The organism is Micromonospora haikouensis (assembly GCF_000876225.1).
Taxonomy (GTDB): Bacteria; Actinomycetota; Actinomycetes; order Mycobacteriales; family Micromonosporaceae; genus Micromonospora; species Micromonospora haikouensis.
Genome location: NZ_JXSX01000001.1, coordinates 3162116 through 3185815, shown reverse-complemented (window position 1 = coordinate 3185815; position 23700 = coordinate 3162116). Strand labels below are relative to the sequence as shown.

At 76.4% G+C, this 23700-nt stretch carries 19 protein-coding genes; 5 read left to right on the top strand and 14 right to left on the bottom strand.

Annotation, left to right across the window (positions count from 1 at the left end):
* The first annotated feature begins 116 nt into the window (after positions 1-116).
* The gene (locus tag TK50_RS13115) at positions 117-665 is read left to right on the top strand and encodes a hypothetical protein (RefSeq protein ID WP_199486016.1); all 549 of its coding nucleotides are present in this window, start codon (positions 117-119) and stop codon (positions 663-665) included.
* Positions 666-774: 109 nt separating this feature from the next.
* Here the strand turns inward: TK50_RS13115 and TK50_RS13110 are convergent, their stop codons facing one another.
* The 3 genes from TK50_RS13110 to TK50_RS34135 are packed head-to-tail and all read right to left on the bottom strand — an operon-like array spanning position 775 to position 3862.
* Positions 775-1974: an ABC transporter permease gene (locus tag TK50_RS13110; RefSeq protein WP_043963003.1), complete on the bottom strand. Its 1200-nt coding sequence runs from the start codon at positions 1972-1974 to the stop codon at positions 775-777.
* Positions 1971-2651: an ABC transporter ATP-binding protein gene (locus tag TK50_RS13105; protein ID WP_043963000.1), complete on the bottom strand. Its 681-nt coding sequence runs from the start codon at positions 2649-2651 to the stop codon at positions 1971-1973. Before TK50_RS13105 ends, TK50_RS13110 begins: the two co-directional genes overlap by 4 nt.
* On the bottom strand, positions 2648-3862 hold the full coding sequence (locus TK50_RS34135; protein WP_052503725.1) for an efflux RND transporter periplasmic adaptor subunit: 1215 nt from the start codon (positions 3860-3862) through the stop codon (positions 2648-2650). Before TK50_RS34135 ends, TK50_RS13105 begins: the two co-directional genes overlap by 4 nt.
* A gap of 176 nt (positions 3863-4038) precedes the next feature.
* Between TK50_RS34135 and TK50_RS13095 the strand changes: the two genes are divergently transcribed.
* Both TK50_RS13095 and TK50_RS13090 read left to right on the top strand, forming a co-directional pair.
* Entirely contained in the window at positions 4039-4728 is a 690-nt protein-coding gene (locus tag TK50_RS13095; protein ID WP_082106279.1) for a response regulator transcription factor, read from the top strand.
* Between the two features lie 11 nt (positions 4729-4739).
* On the top strand, positions 4740-6539 hold the full coding sequence (locus TK50_RS13090; RefSeq protein ID WP_052503724.1) for a sensor histidine kinase: 1800 nt from the start codon (positions 4740-4742) through the stop codon (positions 6537-6539).
* Between the two features lie 56 nt (positions 6540-6595).
* Here TK50_RS13090 and TK50_RS13085 read toward each other — a convergent pair whose 3' ends face one another.
* From TK50_RS13085 to TK50_RS13075, 3 genes are all read right to left on the bottom strand, one after another.
* The gene (locus tag TK50_RS13085; RefSeq protein ID WP_043962997.1) at positions 6596-7345 is read right to left on the bottom strand and encodes an SAM-dependent methyltransferase; all 750 of its coding nucleotides are present in this window, start codon (positions 7343-7345) and stop codon (positions 6596-6598) included.
* A gap of 79 nt (positions 7346-7424) precedes the next feature.
* Complete coding sequence (locus TK50_RS13080) at positions 7425-8030, bottom strand: YdeI/OmpD-associated family protein (protein ID WP_043964423.1); 606 nt, start codon at positions 8028-8030, stop codon at positions 7425-7427.
* A gap of 98 nt (positions 8031-8128) precedes the next feature.
* Positions 8129-8725, bottom strand: a complete 597-nt coding sequence (locus tag TK50_RS13075; RefSeq protein WP_043962996.1) for a TetR family transcriptional regulator — start codon at positions 8723-8725, stop codon at positions 8129-8131.
* 84 nt (positions 8726-8809) lie between these two features.
* Here TK50_RS13075 and TK50_RS13070 point away from each other — a divergent pair, with 84 nt between their 5' ends.
* Positions 8810-9967: an FAD-dependent oxidoreductase gene (locus tag TK50_RS13070; RefSeq protein WP_043962995.1), complete on the top strand. Its 1158-nt coding sequence runs from the start codon at positions 8810-8812 to the stop codon at positions 9965-9967.
* A 27-nt stretch (positions 9968-9994) separates the two neighbouring features.
* On the opposite strand, the gene TK50_RS13065 is transcribed toward TK50_RS13070, so the two are convergent.
* Both TK50_RS13065 and TK50_RS13060 read right to left on the bottom strand, forming a co-directional pair.
* On the bottom strand, positions 9995-11104 hold the full coding sequence (locus TK50_RS13065; RefSeq protein WP_043962994.1) for a Gfo/Idh/MocA family protein: 1110 nt from the start codon (positions 11102-11104) through the stop codon (positions 9995-9997).
* Positions 11077-11784, bottom strand: coding sequence for a ThuA domain-containing protein (locus TK50_RS13060; protein WP_043962993.1), 708 nt, complete (start codon positions 11782-11784; stop codon positions 11077-11079). Before TK50_RS13060 ends, TK50_RS13065 begins: the two co-directional genes overlap by 28 nt.
* Before the next feature lie 299 nt (positions 11785-12083).
* On the opposite strand from TK50_RS13060, the gene TK50_RS32515 reads away from it, so the two are divergent.
* Positions 12084-13772, top strand: a complete 1689-nt coding sequence (locus tag TK50_RS32515; protein ID WP_144420226.1) for a ricin-type beta-trefoil lectin domain protein — start codon at positions 12084-12086, stop codon at positions 13770-13772.
* On the opposite strand, the gene TK50_RS13050 is transcribed toward TK50_RS32515, so the two are convergent.
* The 6 genes from TK50_RS13050 to TK50_RS13025 form a co-directional block, all read right to left on the bottom strand.
* Positions 13769-14719 carry a hypothetical protein gene (locus TK50_RS13050; RefSeq protein WP_043962992.1) on the bottom strand — a complete coding sequence of 317 codons (951 nt, stop codon included), beginning with the start codon at positions 14717-14719 and terminating at the stop codon, positions 13769-13771. The genes TK50_RS32515 and TK50_RS13050 overlap by 4 nt on opposite strands.
* Positions 14720-14801: 82 nt before the next feature.
* Positions 14802-15425: a sigma-70 family RNA polymerase sigma factor gene (locus TK50_RS13045; protein ID WP_229404488.1), complete on the bottom strand. Its 624-nt coding sequence runs from the start codon at positions 15423-15425 to the stop codon at positions 14802-14804.
* A 228-nt stretch (positions 15426-15653) separates the two neighbouring features.
* A complete protein-coding gene (locus TK50_RS13040) occupies positions 15654-19019 on the bottom strand; it encodes an AAA family ATPase (protein WP_052503723.1) in 3366 nt (1121 codons plus the stop codon).
* Complete coding sequence (locus TK50_RS13035) at positions 19016-21565, bottom strand: hypothetical protein (protein ID WP_043962991.1); 2550 nt, start codon at positions 21563-21565, stop codon at positions 19016-19018. The genes TK50_RS13040 and TK50_RS13035 overlap by 4 nt, the downstream gene beginning before the upstream one ends.
* The gene (locus tag TK50_RS32180) at positions 21558-22610 is read right to left on the bottom strand and encodes a hypothetical protein (RefSeq protein ID WP_052503722.1); all 1053 of its coding nucleotides are present in this window, start codon (positions 22608-22610) and stop codon (positions 21558-21560) included. The genes TK50_RS13035 and TK50_RS32180 overlap by 8 nt, the downstream gene beginning before the upstream one ends.
* Positions 22607-23689 carry a hypothetical protein gene (locus tag TK50_RS13025; RefSeq protein WP_043962990.1) on the bottom strand — a complete coding sequence of 361 codons (1083 nt, stop codon included), beginning with the start codon at positions 23687-23689 and terminating at the stop codon, positions 22607-22609. Before TK50_RS13025 ends, TK50_RS32180 begins: the two co-directional genes overlap by 4 nt.
* Between the last annotated feature and the right edge of the window lie 11 nt (positions 23690-23700).

Here is a 23700-nt window from a genome sequence, read left to right as displayed (position 1 = left end):
TCGGGCCGATCAGCGCCGGCCGGACGCGGCGGGCACACAGCTTCCTGACAGTTGGCGGCGATCCTGGGCACCGGCGCGACCGCGTCACGCCGAACGTCCGACAGGAAGGCGTCACGATGAGGAAGTACCCGATGGCCGCGCTCCTCCTGGCCGTCATGATCGGTGGCACGGGGTGCTCGAACACCGGATCCGACCAGACCGACACCGCCGAGCCGCCGGAGGTGGCCACGCTGCGCACCGAAACGCCCTCCGTCGCCCCGTCGGCGTCGGCGGCCGAGCGTCCCCGCGAGCGCCTCGACGACACCGAGGAGGACGCGAAGGCGCGCGCGCGGCCGTACGAGAAGTGCATGGCCGACCACGGCGTCGACGTCCGCCGGGAACGGGCCGGCGGCACCACGTCGGGCCGCATCGGGAAGGCGAACAAGGCGTGCGAGAACCTGCTGCCGCTGCCGCCGTGGGAGCTCGACCCGGCCAACCCGGAGGCGAGGGACTTCGCGCGGGACGTCGTGGCGTGCCTCAAGGAGAAGGGCGTGCGCTACGTCGAGGTCAACCCCGACGGCCCGGGCTGGTCGTTCGGCGGCGAACAGAACGACGCGGAGTCGATCTCGAAGGGCATGCGGTTCTCGCCGGAATGCGAGCGTGAGGTCGCCGCGAAGCGCAAGTGACCCGCGAACCGGAGGCGCCACCCGCGATCGGGTGGCGCCTCCGTCGTTCTCCCGTGCGGCGGCCGGAACGTTCTCTCCTCCCCCGCGTGCTCCTTCTTCCCCGCGACGGTCAGGTCGAGGCGAGCGCCTCGGTCGGCGTGAGCCGGGCGGCCCTGATCGACGGGTAGACCCCGGCGACGACGCCGACCACGACGGCGCCGCCGAGCCCCGCGAGCGTCGCCGGCAGCGGGACCACGACCGGCCAGCCCTGGTGGACCGCGTACGCGGCGGTGGCGGCCAGGCCGACCAGGGTCCCGGCGACACCGCCGAGGGCGGCCAGCGCGGCCGACTCGGTGAGGAACTGGGCGCGGATCTGGCCCCGGTGCGCGCCCAGCGCCCGACGCAGGCCGATCTCGGTGCGGCGTTCCCACACGGCGATCACCATCGTGTTCGCCACCCCGATGCCGCCGACGAGCAGCGCGACCGCGGCGAGGCCGAGGAGCAGGGCGGAGAAGGCGCCCTCGGTGGCCCGCTTCGCGGCGAGGGCGTCCGACGGGCGGGTCACCACGACCTGCCCGGGCTGCACCGGCGAGACGGTGGCGGGCAGGACCGCGCGGACGGTCTCGATCGCCGACTCTCGGCACTGGACGTAGATGACGGTGGGATGGCCGTCGAAGCGGAGCTGGCTGCGGGCCGCCTCCCAGCCGACCAGGACCGAGCGGTCGATGTCGGGGGAGAGCGGCGTGGCGGCGAGGATGCCGACGACGGTGAACCACCGGTCGCCGATGATCACCATCGGCGCCGGGCCGCCGGTGGCGGGCAGGTCCGCGAACCCGAGCCGGGTGGCGGCGACCGAGCCGAGCACCACGGTCGGGAACCGCTCGGTGACGGGGTCGAGCCAGCGCCCGGAACGCACCGTGGCGTTGATGGCCCGCGGCAGGTCGAGGCGGGCGGCGAGCACGGTCAGGCCGGAGCCGTCGCGGGCGTCGGTGCGGTCGTTGCGGCGCACCAGCGCGTGGGTGTTGGCGACCGCGCTCGCGACCGTGACCGGGCCGATGCGCTGCACCATCGCCACGGACTCCTCGGGCAGCTGCGGTGGCGAGTCCGTGTTGGGCTGCGCCATGACCTGGAGGCTGTTGGTGCCCAGGGCGGACAGTTCGCGCAGCAGCGCCGCCTGGCTGGCGGCGGGGACGCCGGTGACCAGGACCGTGGTGGCGATGCCGATCGCGATGCCCAGGGCCGAGAACGCGGCCCGCATCCTGCGGGTACGGATGCCGAGCAACCCGACGTCGAGCAGGTCGAGCGGGGAGAGGCGGACGGGGCGGATCATCGGACGGCCGCCGTGTCCCGCACGAGCCGGCCGTCGCGGATCTCGACGCGGCGGGGCAGGCTGGCGGCGATCTCGTTGTCGTGGGTGATGACGGCGATGGTGGTGCCCTCCTCGTTGAGTCTGCGCAGCAGGCGCAGGACGGCGTGCCCGGTGCCGGTGTCGAGGGCGCCGGTGGGCTCGTCGGCCAGCACCAGGGCGGGTCCGTTGACGATGGCCCGGGCGATGGCGACCCGCTGGCGTTCGCCACCGGAGAGCTGGGCCGGGCGGTGGCCCACCCGGTGGGCGAGGCCGACCCGGTCGAGGGCGTCGAGCGCGAGCGCCCGGCGACGCCTGCGCGGGACACCGGCGTACAGCAGGCCGGTGGCCACGTTCTCGGCGGCGGTGAGGCCCTCGGCGAGGTGGAACTGCTGGAAGACGAAGCCGAGCCAGCGGCCCCGCAGGGCGGAGAGCTGACGGTCGGAGAGCGCGGCGACGTCCTGCCCCGCGATCCGGATGGTGCCGGAGGTGGGCCGGTCGAGGGTGCCCATGAGGTGGAGCAGGGTCGACTTGCCGGAGCCGGACGGCCCGACGATGGCGAGCAGCTCGCCTTCGGCGATGTCGAGGCAGATCCCGCGCAGCGCGTCGACCCCGCCCGGGTAGCGCCTGCTGACGTCGCGCGCGGACAGGACGGTGCTCACGAGGTGGTCACCACCCGCGTGCCCGGGGCGAGCCCGTCTCCGCTGATCTCGACGAGGCCCTTGGCGAACATGCCGGTCTCGACCGCGACCAGGCCGCCGCCCTCGACCTGGACGGCGTAGCCGCCCTCGGCGAGCGCCAGCAGCGCGCCGACCGGCGCGACGAGGACGTCCTCGTGGGTCTCGGCGACGAAGTCGACCTGCACGTCGGCAAAACTGATCTTGGCGACGGCGGCGGACTTGTCCAGGGTGACCGTCACGGTGACCTTGGCCGGGCCGCCGCCCGTCGGGTCGTCGCCCGCCGCGGCCTGCACGGCCTGGCCGACGGCGGCGACCTTGCCGCCGACGGCGCTCTCGTCGGGCAGCCGCACGTCCACCACGTCGCCCGGCTCGACCGAGGCGGCGTCACCGACGTCCATCTGCACGGTGACCACCTTCGCGGTCTGCGTGACCGACATCAGCGGGGAGTTCGCGCTGTCCCCGGGCTGGGCGGCGACCGAGTCGACCCGGACCCCGCCGACGAGCACCGCCACGTCCCCGGGCTCGACCGCGCCGGTCGCCGGGACCCCCAGGTCGTTCTGCCAGCGCTTGACGGCCGCGCGCAGCGCGGCCGTCAGGACGCCCTCGCCCCGGCCCACCGTCACCGCCGGCCGGGACGCGGTCGGCGACGGAGCCGGCGACGGGACCAGCCGGGTGCCGGGCCTCGGCTGGTCGCCGATCTCGTAGCCGAGGGCGTCGAGGTTGTCGGCGACGATCCGCACGTCCCGGCCGACCGTGCCGAGGTCACGCAGCGGGCGGTACAGCGGCATCCCGCCGTAGAACAACGGCACCGGCCGGTCGTCGACGCGGTAGAGCTGCTGGCCGCGCCGGACCGACGCCCCCGGCGCGGGCAGCCACGTCACCGTGCCGTCCTTGCCGCCCTTGAGCACCCGGGCGGCGCCGTAGCCGAGGGTGCCCGGCAGCGACTGCGCCATCGACATGTCCTGCCGCACCAGCGCGACGCTGCGCACCCCGGCGGGTTCGTCGACGGCCGGCGGTCGTCCGCTGTCCCGGCCGGACCAGACGACACCCGCCGTGACGGCCAGCACCGCGAGGACGACGGCGGGCGCCACCAGCCTCGGCAGGCGTCGGCGGCGCGGCGGCGGTTCCGCGCCGACGACCGGGATGACCTGGGTTTCGGTGTCCGACGGTGGCACCGTCCGGGGCAGTGGCATGGCGCGATCGTGGCCCGGGAATATCAGGATCCTGTCAGGCCCGGGCGTGACCTTTTCCGCACCGCCGCCGCGCCGCGCGGCGCACCGCCCCTGGGCTGCCCGGGCGCGGTGCGACCCGCGTCGCGGCCGAGTTCGCAGCCGGTTCGGGGCCTGGCGCCTGACCTATAGTCCCCACCATGTGCGCACAGGTGATGCTCGCGGAGGACGACCGGCGGCAGGCCGAGGCGCTGCGCCGCTACCTGGCCGCGGAGGGACACGAGGCGACGGTCGTGTACGACGGCGAGGCGGCGCTGCGGCAGGCCCGGCAGCAGCCGTTCGACCTGCTCGTGCTCGACGTGATGCTGCCGGGGCTGGACGGCATGCAGGTCTGCCGCATCCTCCGGCAGGAGTCGGACGTGCTGATGCTGATGCTGACCGCCCGGTCGAGCGAGGACGACCTCCTGCGCGGCCTGGACCTGGGCGCCGACGACTACATGACCAAGCCGTTCAGCCCCCGGGAACTGGTGGCCCGGATCCGGACGCTGCTGCGGCGCGTCCGGACGACGGGGCAGGACTCCCCCGTGCACCGGGTCGGGCGGCTCACCGTCGACGAGCCACGGCACACCGTGACCGCCGGTGGCGTCCCGGTCGACTGCACCGCCGGCGAGTTCGCGATCCTGGCCGCGATGACCCGCCAGCCGGGACGGGTGTTCACCCGCGGCCAACTGCTGGAACACACCCGGGGCGTCGAGCGGGAGTCGACCGAGCGCACCATCGACGTACACGTGATGAACCTGCGCCGCAAGATCGAGCTGAACCCCCGCCGGCCCCAGCAACTGCTGACCGTCTACGGCGTCGGCTACAAGCTCAGCCCCGGGGCGCCGTGAGGCGGCGGCGGGTGCCGCCGCACCGCAGTCTGGTGGTGCGGCTGCTGGCCACCTCCCTGCTGGTGGCGGTCTGCGCGATCCTGGCGACGACGTGGCTGGCCGTGCAGTCGACGACCCGGGCGATCCGGCAGGAGCAGGGCCGCTCGCTCGCCGACGACAAGAGCATCTACGACACGATGGTGGGCTACGCCGCCACCCACCGGGACTGGTCGCAGGTGGCCCCCGTGCTCGCCGAGCGGGCCGGCAAGCTCGAACGGCGGATCACCCTGATGACCCCCGACCGGCAGGTCATCGCCGACACCGCGCCGCAGGGCCCGTCGCTGCACGCGGCGCGGCCGTCGGCGACCGTCGACCCGTTGCAGGTGGACCTGGGCCTGACCGGCGGGACCGAGCGGATCGACCCGCGCGCGCTCGGGCCGTACGTGTTGACCGCGCAGGAGAGTGCCTTCAGCCGGGCGCTGGCCTCCCGGTGGCTCGGCTGCATCCGCGGCGAGTCCACGCTGGACGGCAAGGTCGTCGTCGGCCCGGGCGGGCGGGCGTCGGTGCAGGTGATCGGGCCGGACGTGCGCGACGTCGCCGGCTTCTGCCTGCCGACCGAGCTGGCCGAGCCGCTGCCGAGCGAGGCCAAGGGGATCGCGCAGCTGAGGACCGCGACGAAGACCTGCCTGCGCGAGGCGGGGCTGCCCGACCGGGTCGCGATCAGGGCGGACCGCACCGCGACCCCGAGCGGCGACGCCCGCGTCGACCGGCAGACCGACGCCTGCCTGCAGAAGGCGCGGCTCGCCCAGCTCAGGTCGTACGTGGCCCCGCCGGCCCTGCTCTTCGTGACCGACGAGGCACAGGGCACCGCCGAACCGGTGTTCAACCTGTCCCGGGACAACGCGATCCGCATCGCCCAGGTGACGGGAACGGTGCTGGCCGCCACCGTGCTGATCACCGTCCTGGTCGGGCGGCGGCTGGTCCGGCCGCTGCGGGCGCTGACCGACGCCACCCGACGACCGATGGACGAACAGGCCCGGGTCCCCGTGACCACCCGCGACGAGATCGGCCTGCTCGCCACCGCCCTCAACGACCTCGCCGCCCGGCGGGAACAGACCGAGGCGCTGCGCAAGAGCATGGTCAGCGACGTGGCGCACGAGCTGCGTACGCCGCTGACCAACATCCGCAGCTGGCTGGAGGCCGCCCAGGACGGCCTCGCCCAGCCCGACGCGCAACTGCTCAGCCTGCTGCTCGACGAGGCGCTGCTGTTGCAGCACATCATCGACGACCTGCGGGACCTGGCCGCCGCCGACGCCGGTGACCTGCGCATCCACCGCGAGCCGCACTTCGTGGCGGACCTGCTGGAGCAGGTCGTCGAGGCGCACCGGGGCGCCGCCGAGGCCGCCGGGGTGCGGCTGGGCACCGAGCTGCTCGCCGACCCGGAGCTGCCGGTCGACGGCGCCCGGCTGCGGCAGCTCGTCGGCAACGTCGTCGCCAACGCGGTCCGGCACACCCCCGCCGGCGGCTCGGTCACCGTGCGCTGCGCGGTGCGCGACGACCAGGTCGCCATCGCCGTGTCCGACACCGGGACCGGCATCGCGCCCGCCGACCAGGCCAAGGTCTTCGACCGGTTCTGGCGGGCCGACGACTCGCGGGCCCGCAGCACCGGGGGCAGCGGGCTCGGCCTGTCGATCGCCCGCAAGCTCGCCGAGGCCCACGGCGGCACGATCGGCCTCGAGAGCGTCCTCGGCCGGGGCAGCACCTTCACCATCCGGCTGCCGATCGCCGAGCCGGCGGCCTCCGGTCACCGCCGTCCCGTCGCCGGGCGGTAGCGGAGCGGGGCGGCGCCTGTCGGGTCGCCGGGCCGGCCGCAGGGCGGGCGCGGTGCTCACCGCCCGCCGCGGCGCAGCACCAGCGTCACGAAACCCAGCACGTGGCGGTATCCGCGCAACCACTGGTCGCGGTGCTCCCGGGCGGCGGTGAGCGCCTCGGCCGCGTCCGGGTGGCCGGGGTTGTCCAGCGCCCACTCCGTGAGCGAGCCGATCCACGACCATTCGTAGTCGTCCCACTCGGCGGCGTCGCTGACGTGGGCGTACGTCGGCGTCCAGCCGGCCCGCTCGGCGGTGTCGACCAGGCCGGCGAGGTCGGTGAACTCCTCGGGCTTCACGCCGAGCGCCGCCAGCGCCTGCGGGGTCGGCGGGACCTGCCAGAACCCCTCGCCGACCAGGAGGACGCCGCCGGCGTTCACGTGCCGGCCGGCCAGCTCCAGCGTCCCGTCGAACCCGCCGAACGCGTGGGTCGAGCCGACGCACAGCACCAGGTCGTAGTCGCCGTCGGGCACGTACGTCCGGGCGTCGCGCCGGTGCAGGGTGAGCCGGTCCGCAAGGCCGCGCGCCTCGGCGGCGCCGGCGGCGCGTTCGAGGGCGTACGCGCTGACGTCCACGCCGTCCGCGTGCCCGTCCGGATGGTGGGCGAGGGCCTGCAGCGCCCAGGCCGCCTCGCCACAGCCGAGGTCGAGGACGCGGGCCGTCGGTTGCCGGCCCGCCCGGCGCAGGAGCCGGTTGACGTTGACCCCGAAGATCGGGGCCGCGATCGGGTGGCGCGAGTGCGCGATGCTGCTGAGCCGTTGACGATCCACCGCCCGAGTCAACACGACTCCGGTCGCCCACCGCACCGGGGTTGTCGGGCCGGGCTCGGCCCCGCCACGGGCGGACCGGTCACGGCGGATTCAGCGGCCTGGACTTCTGCGGGTGGATCGTCTCGTGACGGGCCAGCATCGCGACGAACTCGGCGATCTTCCGCTCGCGGGTCTCCGCTCGCTTGACGGCGTTGAGGCGGTAGACGAGAGCGAACCGGTTGGTCCTGGTGAGCACGTCGAACATGGCCTGGGCGGCGGGGTCGGCGGCGATGGCGGCGAGGAGGTCGGCCGGCACCTCGGCCTCCGACGACGGGGCGTAGGCGGCCGTCCACCGCCCGTCGGCCTTGGCGGCCTCCACCGCCGCGCGGCCCGGGGGCAGCATCCGCCCGTCCGCCTCCAGCCGGGCCACGTGGGCGACGTTGCGCTGCGACCAGACGCTGCGGGGCCGGCGCGGGGTGAACCGGATCCAGGAGGTCTCCTCGTCCCGCTTGCGGGCCTGCCCGTCGATCCAGCCGAAGCACAGGGCCTCGTCGACCGCCTGCTGCCAGGTCAGCGTCGTGACGGTGCCGCCCTTGCGGGTCAGGGCGAGCCAGACGCCGGGCGACGTGGCGTGGTGGACCGACAGCCACGCGCGCAGCGCGTCCGCGTCCGCGACGATCAACTCGTCCAGTTCGGCAGTCGCCATGACCGGCAGGTTAGTCGCTGCCGCGGTGGCCGCGCCCTCCGCCCGTCGCCTCGCCCGGCCGGCCGAGCCGGCGGGTGGCTCGTCGCGCGCGGATCCGGTCACGAGGTGACGGCTCGGGAACCGTCGATCAGCGCGGTCATCGCGCGGCGGATGCGGCTCTCCGCCGCCGGGTCGGTTCCGTCGGTGAGGGCGACGTGGTGGAGGACGCCGACCACCGCCAGGGTCAGCGCCTCGGCGTCGGCACCCGCCGGTATCCGCCCGAGTCGTCGTTCGGCGGCCAGGTATTCGACGACCGCCCGGTGTAGTGGGCGCAGTGCGGCGGTGCCGGCGCCCAGCACCGCTTCGGTCCTCGCGGCCAGCGTCGGCCGACAGGCGATCAGGCGGGTGACGGCGAGGACGGTGAGCAACGGGGTCGCCAGGACCGTCTCGCTGAGGTTCCCGGCGACCGTGCTCGTGCCGGCGCGTCCGGTGAGGCCGGTGGCGGCGCCGGCGATCTGGAAGCTCCGGTCGACCGCGTAGCCGACCAGGAAGTCGTCGAAGTTCGCGAAGTGGGCGAACAGCAGCCCCGTGGCGACGCCGGCCTCGCGGGTGACGGCCCGGCTGGTGAGCTCGCCGGGGCCGCTGGCGGCGATCACGCGTTCCGCGGCGGCGAACAGGTGCTGCCGGGGTTCGACGATGGGGACTCCGCGTGGCATGCCCGAAGTCTACGCGTATTGCATCCGAATGAGCAGACGCTCATACTGTTTGAGCAGTTGCTCATTCCAACCTCGGGAGTGCGGATGAAACGAGCGGTGATCGTGGGCGCCGGCATCGCCGGTCTCGCCACGGCCCGACGGCTGGCACAGGACGGGTGGCACCCGCTCGTCGTGGAACGCGCCCCGGCCCGGCGCAGCGGTGGATACCTGGTGAACCTGCTCGGCGCGGGCTACGACGCCGCCGAGCGGCTCGGCCTGGTCCCGGCGCTGTCCGATCGCGCGCTGGGCCTGTTCACGACAGTGCTGGTCCGAGCGGACGGGCGGCCGAAGCTCACGGTGCCCTCGGCCGTCGCCGCGGCCGCGCTCGGCCCCCGGACCATGACGGTGTTCCGGGGCGACCTCGAGAATGCGCTGTACGAAGCGGTACGCGACCACGCCGAGATCCGCTTCGGCACCACGATCGCCACGATCAACCAGGACGCCGGCCGGGTGAAGATCAGCTTCAGCGACGGCACCACCGAGAACGCCGACCTGCTCGTCGGCGCCGACGGCGTGCACTCCGCGACCCGCACGGCGTTGTTCGGCCCGGATCACCGGGTCGACCTGCCGTACGTGGTGGCCGCGTTCCCGCTCCCCCAGCCGCCGGCGGAGGTGCCCGAGTCGTCCGCCACGACCTTCATCGGCCCCGGACGCACGGCGGCGATCGTCAACCTGGGCCCGCACCGCTCCTCGGCCTTCTTCACCTACCGCTGCGCCGACCCGGGCCGGGAGCTGACACGCGGACCGGTGGACGCGCTCCGCGCGGCATTCGGTGACCTGGCAGGGGGCGTACCCGAGGCGATCCGCCACGTGGAGACCGACCCGAGCAGCGCCTACTTCGACCGGGTCAGCCAGGTAGACGCGCCACGGTGGAGCATCGGCCGCGTCGCGCTCCTCGGCGACGCGGCCTGGTGCGTCACGCTCTTCGCCGGACACGGCGCGGCCCTGGCACTCGCCGGCGCCGACCAGCTCGGCGCCGCCCTGCGACGACACGGCCACGACGTCCCGTCCGCCCTCGCGGAATGGGAGACCGGCCTACGCCCCGAGATCGTCAAGCGGCAGGCGCTCGCCCGCCGCGGCATGTACCAGTACGCGCCACCGAGCCGGTTCCACGTCTGGATGAACGACGTCACGATCCGGGCGATCACCCTCCCCGGCATCCACGGCCTCGTCCGGCGCGGCATCGAACGACAGAACCGCTGACAGCGCGTCCCGGCCTCGCCAGCGGCGTCACGCCCGGTATGCCCTCCACTGTTCGGCCGGGGTGAGCGGCACGAGCGGGGGCCGCTCCACGGCCGTGGTCAGCTCGATCCGCCGGCCCTCGGCCGCCGAGCGCAGCAGGGCGGTCATCGTGTCGAGCACGTGCAGCGCCACGTCGCCGCCGGCCCGCGGCGGACGTCGGCCGCCGGCGGTGACGGCGTCGATCAGGCCGACGCCCCGGGAACCGTCGACGTAGCCGGCCCCCGGCGGCACGACCTGCCATTCGGTGCCGCCGAGCGCGAACAGCCGGACCTCGCCGTCGAAGTAGTTCGGATCGGGCACGGCGAGCGTGCCGGTCTCCCCGTGCACCTCGATCGGCGCGGCCGTCGTCGCGACGCCGTCGAAGCTCGTGGTGAGGGTGGACAGGGCGCCGTCGGCGTGTTCGAGCACGCCGGTGACGTGGGTGTCCACCAGCACCGGAACCCGCTGGCCGAGGCGCGGGCCCGAGCCGATGACGCGCTCGGGGCGCAGCCGGCTGGCGGCTCCGTGCACCGCGCGGACCGGCCCGAGCAGGTGGACGAGCGCCGAGATGTAGTAGGGCCCCATGTCCAGCAGCGGCCCCCCGCCCGGGGCGTAGTAGAAGTCGGGGTGGGGATGCCAGCGCTCGTGCCCCGGGGTGACCATGACGGCCGACGCGGACAGGGGGCGGCCGATGAGCCCCCCGTCGATGGTGGCGCGCGCCGTCTGCGTGCCCGTGCCCAGGACGGTGTCCGGCGCGCACCCGACGCGGACGCCGGCCGCCGCGGCCCGCTCGACGGTCGCACGGCCGTCCGGCAGCGTGGCGGCGAGCGGCTTCTCGACGTACACGTGCTTGCCCGCATCGATCGCGCCGAGCGAGATCTCGGCGTGCGCCGCGGGGATCGTGAGGTTGAGCACCGTCTGCACGTCGGGGCGGTCGAGCAGGCGCTCGACGCTCACCGCCTCGGCTCCGGGAAGCCCGGCGGCGGTCGCGGCGGACCGGGAGGCGTCGAGGTCGGCCACCGCCACGATGTCCACCGCCGGGTGGTTCGCGAGCGTGTCCAGGTAGGCGCGGGAGATGACCCCGAGCCCTACTACGCCGACGCGGTGCGGGTCGCCCACACCATCCCCCTCTCGATGACGGTACGGATGCTCGGGTGCTCCAGCACGTCGAGGCTGTGCCCCGGGGTCGTCACGACGACGCGCCCGGCGCCCCACTGCCGGGTCCAGATCGCCGGCGAGGTGACCGGCCGGTGCCACGGCTGCCACGGCTGCGCCGGGTGGGTGGTGGTGGCCAGCACCTCGATGAGGTCGTCGTGCAGCACCCAGTACTGCTCGGTGACCAGCTCGATGTCCGGAATCCCCGCGGTGATCGGATGCTGCCGCCCCAGGTCGGTGACGCGTACGGTGTGCGGCAGGAAGTTGTCCTCCGCCCCACCGCGGCGCTCGCACGGCTCCTTGCCCGGATGGGTCGCGAACTGGCCGCCGACCAGGTGCAGATAGTCGGACGACATCCGGAACGAGTCCACGATGCCGCCGTGCCAGCCGGTGAACCCGGTCCCGGCGACGACCGCCGCGCACAGGCCCGCCACCTGCTCCGGGGTGATCTGCGACATCGTCACGCACTGCACCACGAGGTCGGTGCCGGCCATCTCGGCGGCGTCGGCGTAGACGTCCGTCGACTCCTCGATCCGCACCGCGTAGCCGCTGCGTTCGAGGAACGGAAGGAACAACTCCGTCGCCCGGACCGGCTCGTGTCCCTCCCACCCGCCCCGCACCACCAGCGCTCTGCGCCGCGTCATCCTCGCTCCCTCCCCGGATCGCCGCCCCGCCGGCCGTTGCCGGCCCGGCGGGGCGCCCCGATGCCTGTGCCCGTCGCGCAACCGTACTCACTCGACGGTGGATGCGGCACCGGCCGGATTCGGGGCGCGGTCGGGATGACCTCGGCCGTCCGGGGCGCGCCCGAGGCCGGTCACCCCGTTCCACCAGCGCGGTTGCCGCGTACCGGCCCTGCGGGCAAACTCCTTCCTGATCTGACTGAACCGTCGACCGGTTCAGCCCGTTGAGGGGTCGAATCCGCAGCCTGCCGAGGAGCGCCACGGTGCCACTGACCTCCAAGCCCCACCGCCAGCGCCTGGGACGGCTCGTCGGTGCGTTGCGGCGTCGGATGCCCCGGCTCCCCGGCCCGCCGCTGGTCACCCGGATCGCCGCCGGCGTCCTCGTGCTGGCCCTCGCCGTGCTGGCCGGCTTCGCGGCGAGCGCCGGCTTCGGCACGGCCACCGCCGAGACGGTGCGCGAGGGCAGGCCGGTCCCCGCCGACCAGGCACAGATGATCGCCCAGGCCGCGCTCTCCTGCCCGACGCTCACCGCCCCGCGCCTGGCCGGTCAGCTCATGGCCGCGTCGGGCTTCGACCCCGAGGCGCGCACCGACAACGGCGGCTCCGGGGTCGCCGGCCTGAGCGACGAGCTCTGGCAGCGCTGGCGTCCCTGGCCCGACGCGCCCCGGCTGGACGTCGCGGCGAACATCGTCGCGCTCGCCCACCACATGTGCGACCTCGTCGGGCAGCTCCGGCACGGCGACATCGACGGCGACGCGTGGGAGCTGGCCCTCGCCGCCCACCACTCGGGGTTCTCCGTCGTGCAGGCCGACCGGCGCATCCCCGACGCGGCGGCCCCGTACGTGCGCACCGTCGTCGGATACACCGCGTGGTATTCCCGGCAGCCCGACTTCGACCGCGACGCCGCCGGCGGCCCGCCGACCGCCGCCCAGCCGGCACCGGCCGCCGGCAGCGCGCCGCGCGCCATCCCCCAGGAGCACCTGGAGCTGATCCTCGCCGCCGGCAAGGTCTGTCCGGCGGTGACGGCGGCGAAGATCGCCGGCCAGCTGATGGCGGCGTCGGGGTTCAACCCGCACCTGCTCGGCGCGAACGGGGCCCAGGGCATCGCCCAGTTCCTCCCCACGCTCTGGAGCCGGTACGCCACCGCCGGGCAGTCGCCGTGGGAGCCGGCGGCGGCGATCCCCACCCTCGCCCGGACGATGTGTGCCCTCACCACCGACCTCGCCGGGCTCGCCGCCGACCCGTACCCGATCGCGCTGGCCACCTTCCAGTGGGGCCCGGGGGTGCAGGCCGGCGGCGCACCGAACCTGTCCACGGTGGAGCAGCACGCCGGCCGGGTGCTCGCCTACGCCGCCTTCTACGCCCAGGACCCGCGCCTGGGCGGCCGTCCGTCGCCGCGTCCCACCGTCGCGCCGGCCGCCCCCACCGGGCCGGCGCTGGCCCTGCCCACCCGCAGGCCCGCCGCGGGCGGCGACGCGTCCCGCCCGGCCGCCGCGACGACCAGGACCACGGCCGCGGCCCCCCGCCCCACCCCGACGACCCCCCGGGCGACCACCGCAGCGCCCGCGGCGACCAGCTACCAGATCAAAGGGTACGGCGGGAAGTGCGTGCACGCGCCCACGGCCGCCGACGGCCAGCAGCTCGTGCTCTGGGGCTGCGGCAGCTCGACCCGGCAGAAGTGGACGTTCGGCGGCGACGGGACCGTCCGGATGGGCAAGCTCTGCATGGACCTGGCGAACGCCGCCACGGCCGACGGCACCCGGGTCCAGCTCGCGACCTGCAACGGCGGCTGGGCCCAGAAGTTCTGGGTCAACCCCTCCGGTGACCTGGTCAACTCGGTCGTCGGCAGGTGCGTCGAGGTGCGGGACTGGTCCACCGCCAACGGCACCGGCCTGCAGCTGGCCACGTGCAGCGGCGGGGCCAACCAGAAGTGGACGAAGGTGCGCGGCTAGCGGGGGGCGCCGAGGCGCGCCGACACCACGGCCGTGCCGTCGGCGTCGGCGACGGCGAAGAACGCCAGGGTGTCGACGGGGACGGCGATCTCGCCGGTGACCTCCTGCGTCCCGGCCGTCGCCGTCCACCGCGCCACCTGGTGGGTCCGGGTGTCGGCGGCGACCGCGTAGAGGCGGTATTCGACCCCGGCGGTCAGGCCGACCACGGTGGCCCGCACGTCGGCAACCGCGCCGGGCCGGTCGGCGCGGGCCGAGACGGTGACGGAGAGCCGCGCGGTGGCGCCGACTCCCTCCACCGTCACGCCCGCGTTGACCGGGTTGACGGTGGCCGGGCCGGCCTCGGGCGCCCGCCCGGCGTAGCGCTGGCCGAGGGAGACGCCGAGGGACACCGCCGCGACCACGGCGAGCCCACCGGCGACGAACCACAGCCGGCGGCCACGCCGGGCCAGGTCGGGGGCGTGTCCGGCCGGGCCCCGCCCCGCCGGACCGGTGGCGCCCGCCGGGCGGCGGCCCGGCCGGCTCCGACCCGTGCCCCCGGCGGGATCCGGCTCGACGGTCGGCCCGGCGGGCGGGGTGGAGTCGGGGCCGGCGGCGCGGGCGGAAGCGGGGCCGGCGGCGGGCTCGCCGGCACGGGTGGGGTCGGGGCCGGCGGCGGGCTCCTGGTCGGCGCGGGCCACGGCGGGCGGGGCCGGCTCCTCGGCCGGGGCGGGCGCGGAACCGACCGCGAGCAGCTCGGCGGCCTCGTCGCTGGTGAGCCCGGAGAACGCGGTCACCAGCGGGCCCAGCCGGTCGCACTCGTCCAGGCAGAGGGAGCACGTCCCGAGGTGGCGTTCGAAGTCCTGTTCGCCCTGCGGGTCGAGGTCACCCCACAGGTAGGGGGCGCACAACTCCAGTGGGGCGTGGGCCACCGGACCGGGGGCGTCGCTGTCGCTTCGGAGGTCGGTCATGGTCCGTCAGCTCTGCTCGGGGAGGCAGCGCCTCGCGGTTCTGCCGCCGCAATCGTATGCCATCGCGGTGGCGGCGGACGCCTCACGCACCGTCGACCGTACCGATGACGGCGCGCAACGCGCGCAGGGCGTAGTAGGCGCGGGACTTGACCGTGCCCTCGGCGATGCCGAACGCGGCCGCGATCTCGGCGGTGGACAGCCCCCGGAAGTAGACGGCCTCCACGACCCGGCGGTGCTCGACGCTGATCTTCGGCAACGCGTCCCGGATGGTCTGGGTGGTCACCACGCCCTCGGCCACGTCGCCGGTCGCCGGCATCCGGTTGAGGTCCAGCGAGCCGACCTCGGCCGGGCGGGCCTGTCGGGCCCGCGCCACGTCGATGGCGACCCGGCGCGCCACGGTGAACAGCCAGCGCCGCTGCGTCTCCGGGTCGACGGCGAGGTTGTCGATGTTGCGCCAGGCCCGGACCATCGTCTCCTGGAGCAGGTCCTCGGCGAGTTGCCGCTCACCGAGGGCCAGCCGCAGCAGGAAGCGGAACAGCGGATCGGCGTGGGCGTCGTGCAGCGCCCGCAGCCGCGCGTCGGGCGGGAGGTGCGCCGCCGACGACGTGGCCTCGACGTCAGCCGGAGACGAAGCCCGGTCGTCGACCCGGGTGTCGCCTGCGACCACCTCGATGCCGGCCCCGCCCGGCGCTTCCGCGTCCGGCACGCGAGAAAGACCTGCCACCCGGCGCCTCCCCAGCACACTCACCGTCCGCGTGACCGGCTGCGCAGGCGCATTCGGACAATCGGTCACACGGCGACTCAGGAGAGCATACGGGTAGCCCGCCGACGGCCCTTCGCTGCTGTCGCCCGGTGGCGGGCGGCGGGGCCGGGTCCCGTGGGCGCGGCCGGACCGCCGCACCCGTGGCGCGGCGGTCACGGCGTCCGCCACCGGCTAGACATGGGCGGCCGTCACGGGGGTGACGTCCTCGGCGCGCAGCGTACGCAGGTCCGCCACGGTCGGGCCGGTCAGTCCGCGCAGCCGGCCCGCCTGCCGGGTCACCGCCTCGTCGAGGACCTGGCGGGCGTACCGGCCGTTGCCGAAGGCCCGGCCGTGGGGCACCTGCTCGAAGTGCCGGCGCAGGGCCGTCAGGGTGTCCCCGGGGCAGTCGTAGCCGCCGGCCCGCGCGATGCCCTCGAAGATGGCGACCAGCTCGTCGGCCGTGTACGGGGCGAAGTGGATCCGCCGCGAGAAGCGGGACGCCAGGCCGGCGTTCGCGGCGAGGAACTGCTCGATCTCCGCCTCGTACCCGGCGACGATCACCACCACCTCGTCGCGGTGGTCCTCCATCAGCTTGACCAGCGTGTCGATCGCTTCCCGGCCGAAGTCGTTGCGGGCGTCGGGCGGGGCCAGCGTGTACGCCTCGTCGATGAACAGCACCCCGCCCCGGGCCCGCTCGAACGCCTCCCGGGTGCGCTGCGCGGTGTGCCCGACGTACTCGCCGACCAGGTCGGCGCGGGCCACCTCGACCAGTTGCCCGCCGCGCAGCACGCCCAGCGCGGTCAGCAGCTGCCCGTAGAGGCGGGCCACCGTGGTCTTGCCCGTGCCGGGCGGGCCGGAGAAGACGAGGTGCCGGGAGACCGACGGGGCCGGCAGGCCGGCCCGGACCCGGGTCCGGACGGCGGCCAGCAGGTCGATCAGCTCGGCCACCTCCTGCTTCACCGCGTCCAGGCCGACCATGGCGTGCAGCCGGGCCAGCAGGGCGTCCACGGCGGCCGCGGGTGGCTCGTCGTCTGCCGGGCCCGTGCCCACCTCGCCGAGATCCTGCGGCAGCAGCTGCGCCAGCTCCACCCCGGACGCGGCGCCGCTGCCCGACAGCCGGAACGCCTGCCGGCTGACCATCTCCTCGAAGGTCTGCCGGGCCACCCGGGCGTTGCCGAACGAGCCGGTGCGCGGCATCGCCTCGAACAACGTCTCCAGGGCCAGGCGGGTGTCGTACTCCAGGGCGTAGTGGTGGCTGCTGCACAGGCGCTCGACGATCTGCACCAGCTCCGGGGTGCTGTAGCTCTCGAACTCGACGGTCTTGGAGAACCGGGAGGCCAGCCCCGGGTTCGCCGCCAGGAACGTGCGCATCTGCGCCGAGTACCCGGCGACGATCACCACCACCTCGTCGCGGTGGTCCTCCATCAGCTTGACCAGCGTGTCGATCGCCTCCCGGCCGAAGTCGTGCCCCGAGCCGCCGCCGTCGACCGGGGCCAGGGTGTACGCCTCGTCGACGAAGAGCACGCCGCCGATGGCCTCCCGGAACCGCTCGGTGGTCTTCACGGCCGTGCCGCCGATGTGTTCGGCGACCAGGTCGGCGCGGGCCACCTCGACGAGTTGCCCGCCGGGCAGCACGCCGAGGGCGGCCAGGATCTGGCCGTAGAGCCGGGCGACGGTCGTCTTCCCGGTGCCCGGCGCGCCCGCGAAGATCATGTGCCGGGACATCGGCGGCGCGGGCAGCCCGGCCGCCGCCCGGCGCTGGCTGATCCGGTGCAGCCCGACCAGCGTCGCCACCTCCCGTTTCACCCCGGCGAGGCCGACCAGCGCGTCCAGTTGGGCCAGCAGCGGCGCGACCGGGTCGTCGGCGGCGGGCGCCGACGGCGGGGCCGGTGCCGCCGCCGCGCCGGTGGACGCCGGTGCCGGCGGGTCGTCGCGTACCGGCGGCTGCGGCGAGCGTTCCCGGCCCGGCCCGGCCCCGTCGGCGGGCCCGGCCGGGTCGACCGGCGGCGTGCCGCCGTCGCCGCCGACGATTTCCACGGCGGCGTCGGCGACCGTGGTACGCACCGGCCCTCCCTCGTTGCCGCGCAGTTCCGTACGGACCAGCCGCACCGGCTGGCGCGTCTCGACCAGCACCCCGGCCCCGGCGTTGCCGAACACCTCGCACCCGGTCAGCTCGCCCTGCGAGTCCCCGGCGAACCGCACCCCCGGCCCGCCGCTGCCCCGCACCCGGCTGCGCCGCAGGTGCACGGCCGCCCCGCGCTGCGCGGTGAGCCCGGCACCCCGGCTGCCGAGCACGTCCATGCCGGCCGCCCGCAGCCGCCCGGCCGCCACGACCAGCCCGCTCGCACAGTCGCGCAGCGTCACGCCGTCCAGGACCAGTTCGCCGCCGGTGACCGCCGCGCCGGCCGTGCCGGCCCCCGTCACCTCGCCCCGCCGGACGCTGACCCGGGCCTCCTCGGCGACCCGCAGCCCGTCCTCGGCCGGCCCGGTGACGGTGAGGTCCTCGACCTCGGGCCGGGAGTTGCCCCGGGCCAGGAGCCCGGAACGGGCCCCGGCGACCGTCACCCCGTGGACGCTGCCGGTCGCCGCCCCGGCGAAGACGAGACCCGCCCCGTCGGTGGCGGTCAACGTGCCGCCCTCGATCCGGGGAGCCGCCGTGCCGGTGGCCACCAGGGCCGCGCCGGTCGTCACCTCGACGCGGAGCCCGCGATAGGTGCCGGTGGCGGTGGCCTGGACGCTGATGCCGTGCCCGCTCCCGACGGCCACGACGCAGTCGCGCAGCGTCGGGTCGGCGTGCCCGTCGACCAGCACCGCCGGGCCGGTCGCCGCGTGGATCTCGCAGCCGGTCAGCTCCGGGCCGCCCCCGGTCACCAGCACCGGATGGCCGGCGGTGTCCGCGATCCGGGTGTCGACCAGTCGCACCGCGCCGTCCTCGACGACCAGCCCCGGGCCGTCGACGGCGCTGATCACGCACTGTTCCAGCAGCCCCCGTCCGCCGGCGGTGCACAGCACCCCGCTACCGCGGACGTCGGTGAGGGTGCACTCGCGCAGGACCGGGTCACCGCCGGTGATGGCGACGGCCACCGTGCCGATGCCGGCAATCGCGGTCCGGGTGACCTGTCCCGTGCCGGCACGTTCGAAGAGGAGACCGGCGCCGCCGGGGTTGCCGACCCGACCGTCCCGCATGGCCAGTTCGCCGCCGGGCACGTGCACCGCGACGATGCCGCCGGCCCGCACGGCGCACCGGGTGAGCTCCAGCCGCCCGCCGCGGACCTGGACCGTCGGGAGCTGCCCCGCGCCGCCGACCAGCTCGATGCCGTGCAGCGTCACCGATCCCCCGCCGACGAAGAGCGCGACGCCCTCGCCGCCGTCGATGGTCACCGTGCCCGGCCCCTCCTCGGCGATCAGCGTGACGTCGCCGCCGAGCTGGATCTGCTCGCGGTAGTGCCCCGGCTGCACGACGACGGTGGCGCCGGCCGGTGCGACGGCCAACGCGCCCGCGATCGTCGACTGGCAGCCCGGCTCCGTCTGGGAGACCGCCATCACCGTACCGTTCACCCCTCACCACCCTCTCGTCCTGTCGGTTGGGCCCGCCCCGGCGGTCCGTCGGGGGGCGCGACCACGCCCCGCCGGTCGTCCCGCCCGGCGTCGTCGGGGAGGGCGAACAGCCGCCCGGCCGCGTCGAAGCCGGGTGCCACGGCCAGCGGCGCCGTCGTGGCCGTCGCCCGGGCCCCGGCCCCGGCGGCCGCCCGCAGCCGGACCAGGGTCTGTTCGCCGCCGGAGGCCGCCCGGCCGGGCGGCAGTTCCCGGAGGAAGACCCGCTGGGAGTCCCGGACGCCGGACGGCTCCAGGGCGAGCACCTCGAAGCAGGTCCCGGCGGGGAAGACGGCGGGGCCGGACGCGCCGTCGGCGCGGGGGGCGGCCCGCGTGCCGGGCGGGCCGCCGCGCGGGGCGGGGCCGGCCACGGCGAGGCCGCCGAGCCGGCGGGCCCCGGTGGACCAGATCACCAGCTCGGCTCCGCCGTCGGGGACGACGGGGGGCACCGGGTCGACGTCGAGGAAGGCCGGCTCGACCAGGAGCGTGCCGGGCCGGTACCCGGGCTCGGGCAGTGCGGTCGCCGCGCGGAAGACCGGGCCGAAGACCGCTGGCAGGCGGCGCAGCCCGTAGGCGATCCAGCGGGCCAGCAGCGCCGGGTCGGCGGCCGGGTCGGGTCCGGTGCCGTCGCGCAGGGCCGCGTTCACCGTCTCCCGCTCGCCCGCGCAGTAGGCGCGGACGGCGACCAGGCCGGCCGGCAGGTCCGGGGCGCCCGTCGCCGCCACCCGCAGCCCCGGCTCCTCCGCCAGGGTCCGGGTCACCACCTGGGTGTGCGAGTCGTACCGGCCGGCGAGGATCCGGCGCAGCGCCGCCCGGTCTTCGGCGGCGAGCGTACGCCCGTCGGGCCGCCACGGCAGCGGAACCCGGGCCGGGCCGGTCGGCGGGGCGACCGGCCGCCCCGAGGCGGGCTCGCCGGCGCGGGCCGGCGGCGCGGTGGCGACTGCCGCACCGGACGGGGCCGGTGCCGCCGGTCCCGCCGCCGCGCCCGATCCCGACGCGGCCACCGCGCGGGGGGTACCCGACGCGCCCACCGCGCGGGGCGGCTCCGGCGGTCCCGCCGGCGGGCTCGGCGCCGGCGGTTCCGGCACGACGCCCGCCGGGGGCGGGTCCGCCGGCGGGGCCGACGCCGGCTCGGGCGGGCCGGCCGGTGCCGGGTCGATCCGCAGCAGGTCGAGGCCGGGGGCCCGGAGCCCTCGCCACCGTCGCGCGACGTCCGGCGGCACGAGCGCCGCATCGACGGCCGACGCGGACCGGCCGACCGCGAGCACCGACGCGACAGCGGTCGCCGCGGGTGGCGCGGGGTCGGCCGGGCTCGGCGGCGACGGCGCGGGCTCCGGCGCAGGCGTGCCGGACGGCGCGGGTTCGGGCGGGGCCGGTGAGACGGACCGCGCGGTGCTGGCGCGCGGGGGCAGGACGGGACCGAGGTCGCTCACCAGCCGGGCGGCACCGGCGGGGCCCCGGGGATGCCACCGGCGGAAGGTGCCCGGGGTGGTGAGCAGGCCCGTCGCGGTGACCTCGACCCGGGCGTCGCTGGCGACCACCGGGCGGGCGAGTGCGTCGGCGAGGGCCCCGAACAGCATCCCGGCCACGGCGGGGTAGGGCATGCTGCCGCGAAGCGCCACGGGCCGCCCGTCGCGCCACACCGCGGCCAGGTGGCCGGCGAGCACCCCGGGCGGCACCGGACGCCCGCCGACGCGGAAACCGCCGGCCCCGATCGCCACCTCTACCAGGAACGCGTCGAGGGGCTCCGGGTCGGACCGGCGGGGCTCCTCGGCGTCCAGGAAGGACCAGCCGCCCGGGATCGCCCGGCCCGGCGGCGGCCCGGCGGCGGCCGGCGGGAGCGGTGGTCTGCCGGTCGCGGCGGTGGGCCGGGGCGGGCCGGGGCGGGCGGGTTCCGGGTCGGACGTCGGCAGGACCGGCAGCCAGGTGTACCCGTCGCCGGCCCGGGTCACCCGCCAGCCCTCGGGCATCCCCGGCGAGGCCGGCCCCGGGTCGTCGCCCGGCCGGGGCGGCGTGGGCTCGTCGACCGGCCGGGATGGACCAGGGTCGTCGACCGGCCTCGGCGGGTCCGGCAGCGGGGCGCGCCAGGCCGCGGGCGGGTTCTCCGGCCGGGCCGGCCCGCCGTCGGCGCGGATCCACCGCAGCGCCGCCGGGACGGCCCGGGTGGACACGGCCGGGGCGTCCAGCGGCACCGACCCGTCGATCCCGAGATCCGTGGCGAGCCCCGCCGCCAGGTCGGGCACCGCGCCGGGGTCGGCGTAGCGGCCGAGCGGGACCAGCCGGAAGCCGGAAGCCGAACCGCCGAGATGGCGGGGCAGCAGGTCGGCGAGGAGACCGAACAGGTCCGGCCGCTCCGAGACGGCCGACGAGCAGAGCACCGGGGTCCGGTCCGGGTCGGCCGGCAGGCGGGCGGCGACGCCGGTGAGGGCGGCGAACGGCTCGGCCTCGCCGTGGACGAGGAGCACGTCGCCGACGAGAACCGCGTGGACGGTCTCGGACGGGTCACTCATCGCCGGCCTCCCCGCCGCCCGCCCGCCGGGGGGACGCGGGGTCGCCCGGCCCTCCGACGGCCCCGGCCAGCGCCGCCCGCGCCCGGTGCACCGCCACCGCGTCCACGTCGGGCATGGTGTAGTCGGCCGCCCGGATCGCGGCCAGCAGCCCCGGGTCCGGGGCGACCCGGTACCGGGTCAGGTAGTGCCCGGCGGCGGCCGACCAGATCCACCGGCCGTCGCCGCGCAGGTCCGTCGGCACCTCCCGGGTCGGCTCGATGACGTCGGGCACCCGCACCGGGCTGGCGACCAGGCAGAACCCGGCGGCCAGGTACCCGGCGACCCGGTCGGCCTCGACCGCCGACAGCCGGGGCCGGTCAGCGCCGAACGTCGGGATCCCGGCGGCGTCGAGGGCGTCGAAGGTCGCCGCGATCCGCACCGGCTCGGCCGGGCGGGCGGCCCAGAGCAGGACGGCCCGCCTCAGCGCGTGGCGCTGGTAGGACGACAGGTCGGCGACGTCTGCGAAGACCTCGACCAGCGGGTCGTGCTCGCCGGCCGCCACCAGCGCGGCCTGGATACGCGCGGCGAGCGCGACCGCGCCGGCGCGGGCCTGCGCCAGGTAGACGCGCCTGGCCGGCGGGTACGCCGTCGCCGTGGCCGGGCGCCGCCAGGCCCGCCACAGTCCGACGGGTTCGGCGCTGCCGTCGACGGCGGCGACCGCAGCCCGGTCGACCGGGTCCGGTCCGGCTTCGCCGGCCGGCTCCGCGCGCCCGCCGGCGGGACGCGCCGGGGTCAGGGCGTAGGGCGGCGGGTCGTCCCGCTCGCACCGGGGCACGTCGGCGAGCAGGTCGTCCGGGAAACCGGTGGCGGTGAGCGCGCCGGTGAGCAGCCGCGCGTCGGCGTCGGTCAGGCGGACCTGCCGGGCCAGGGCGGCGAAGGCCAGCGCCCGGGCCACCTCGGTCACCTCGCCCGCGGCCAGCCACCGGCGGGCGGCGGCCAGCAGCGGCTCGGGGGCGTGCCCGGCGACCCGCAGCAGCACCCGGTGCAACGCCGACGGCACGGTCATGCCCCCACAACGGGGGGTCCACCCGGTTGGTTCAACCCGATCCGGTCCGCGTCGCACATCGCGGCGAACAGGAACGACAGCGAGCGGTGCACCGCCACCGCGTCGACCGGCGGCGCGGTGTAGCCGGCGGCCCGGATCTCCGCGAGCAGGCCCGGATCGGGGGCGAGGCCGTACTGGTCGGTGTAGTAGGTGACCGCCTCCGACCACAGCCACCGCCCGTCGCCCCGGAGCCCCGTCGGCACCCCGGCGTCGTCGGAGTCCGGGGCGAAGACGTCCGCCGACCGTTGCGGGCTGGTCAGCAGCGGCACGCCCGCCCCCAGGTACGCCGCGACCCGTTCCGCCTCGTCGTCGGTGAGCGCCTCGGGCGGGGCGGCGGGGTCGGGCGGCGCGGCCATCCGCAGCGGCTCTGCGGGGCGGGCCGCCCAGAGCAGGGCCGAGTAGGCCAGCGCCCGCCGCTGGTACGGCGGCAGCTCCGCCGGGTCGGCGAAGACCTCGACCAGCGGATGCTGCTCACCGGCGGCCTCCAAAGCGGAGCCGACCCGGGCCGCGAGGGCGACCGGCTCTGCGGCCTGCACGAGGTAGAGCCGCTTCGCAGGCGGATACCGCGCGTCGACGGCGGGGTAGCGCCAGGACCGCCACAGTCCCGCCGACCCCGGTTGCCCGGCCACGGCGGCCACGGCGGCCCGGTCGAGGTCGTCGGGCCCGCCGAACTCCTCCCCGCCTGCGGTCAGGTCCAGGCTGTACGGGACCCGGACCCCGGGCACGGCCAGCACCTGCGGGCCGACCGGGGCCATCCCGTACGCCACCTGCTGCTCCGGCTCACCCGGGAGCAGCCCGGCCTCGACGCCGCCGTCCTCGCCGAGGATCCCGGCGAGCAGTTCCGCCTCGGCCCCGGTGACCCGGACCCGCCCGGTCAGGCAGGTGAACGCCAGCGCCTGGGCCACCTCGGCGAGCTGGCCCGCCGCGAGCCACTGCCGGGCCGCGCTGACCAGGTCGTCCGGTGCCTGTCCGGCGAGACGCAACAGGAGCCGGTGCACGGCGGTGCCCCGGTCGGTGGCCGGATCGGTCGTCGCAGTCATGCCACCACAAC

Bases quoted from the DNA above. Each gene is read 5' to 3' on its own strand.
- TK50_RS13115 (WP_199486016.1), top strand. From the start codon at position 117: ATGAGGAAGTACCCGATGGCCGCGCTCCTCCTGGCCGTCATGATCGGT.
- TK50_RS13110 (WP_043963003.1), bottom strand. From the start codon at position 1,974: ATGATCCGCCCCGTCCGCCTCTCCCCGCTCGACCTGCTCGACGTCGGG.
- TK50_RS34135 (WP_052503725.1), bottom strand. From the start codon at position 3,862: ATGCCACTGCCCCGGACGGTGCCACCGTCGGACACCGAAACCCAGGTC.
- TK50_RS13095 (WP_082106279.1), top strand. From the start codon at position 4,039: ATGTGCGCACAGGTGATGCTCGCGGAGGACGACCGGCGGCAGGCCGAG.
- TK50_RS13080 (WP_043964423.1), bottom strand. From the start codon at position 8,030: ATGGCGACTGCCGAACTGGACGAGTTGATCGTCGCGGACGCGGACGCG.
- TK50_RS13075 (WP_043962996.1), bottom strand. From the start codon at position 8,725: ATGCCACGCGGAGTCCCCATCGTCGAACCCCGGCAGCACCTGTTCGCC.
- TK50_RS13070 (WP_043962995.1), top strand. From the start codon at position 8,810: ATGAAACGAGCGGTGATCGTGGGCGCCGGCATCGCCGGTCTCGCCACG.
- TK50_RS13060 (WP_043962993.1), bottom strand. From the start codon at position 11,784: ATGACGCGGCGCAGAGCGCTGGTGGTGCGGGGCGGGTGGGAGGGACAC.
- TK50_RS13050 (WP_043962992.1), bottom strand. From the start codon at position 14,719: ATGACCGACCTCCGAAGCGACAGCGACGCCCCCGGTCCGGTGGCCCAC.
- TK50_RS13035 (WP_043962991.1), bottom strand. From the start codon at position 21,565: ATGAGTGACCCGTCCGAGACCGTCCACGCGGTTCTCGTCGGCGACGTG.
- TK50_RS32180 (WP_052503722.1), bottom strand. From the start codon at position 22,610: ATGACCGTGCCGTCGGCGTTGCACCGGGTGCTGCTGCGGGTCGCCGGG.
- TK50_RS13025 (WP_043962990.1), bottom strand. From the start codon at position 23,689: ATGACTGCGACGACCGATCCGGCCACCGACCGGGGCACCGCCGTGCAC.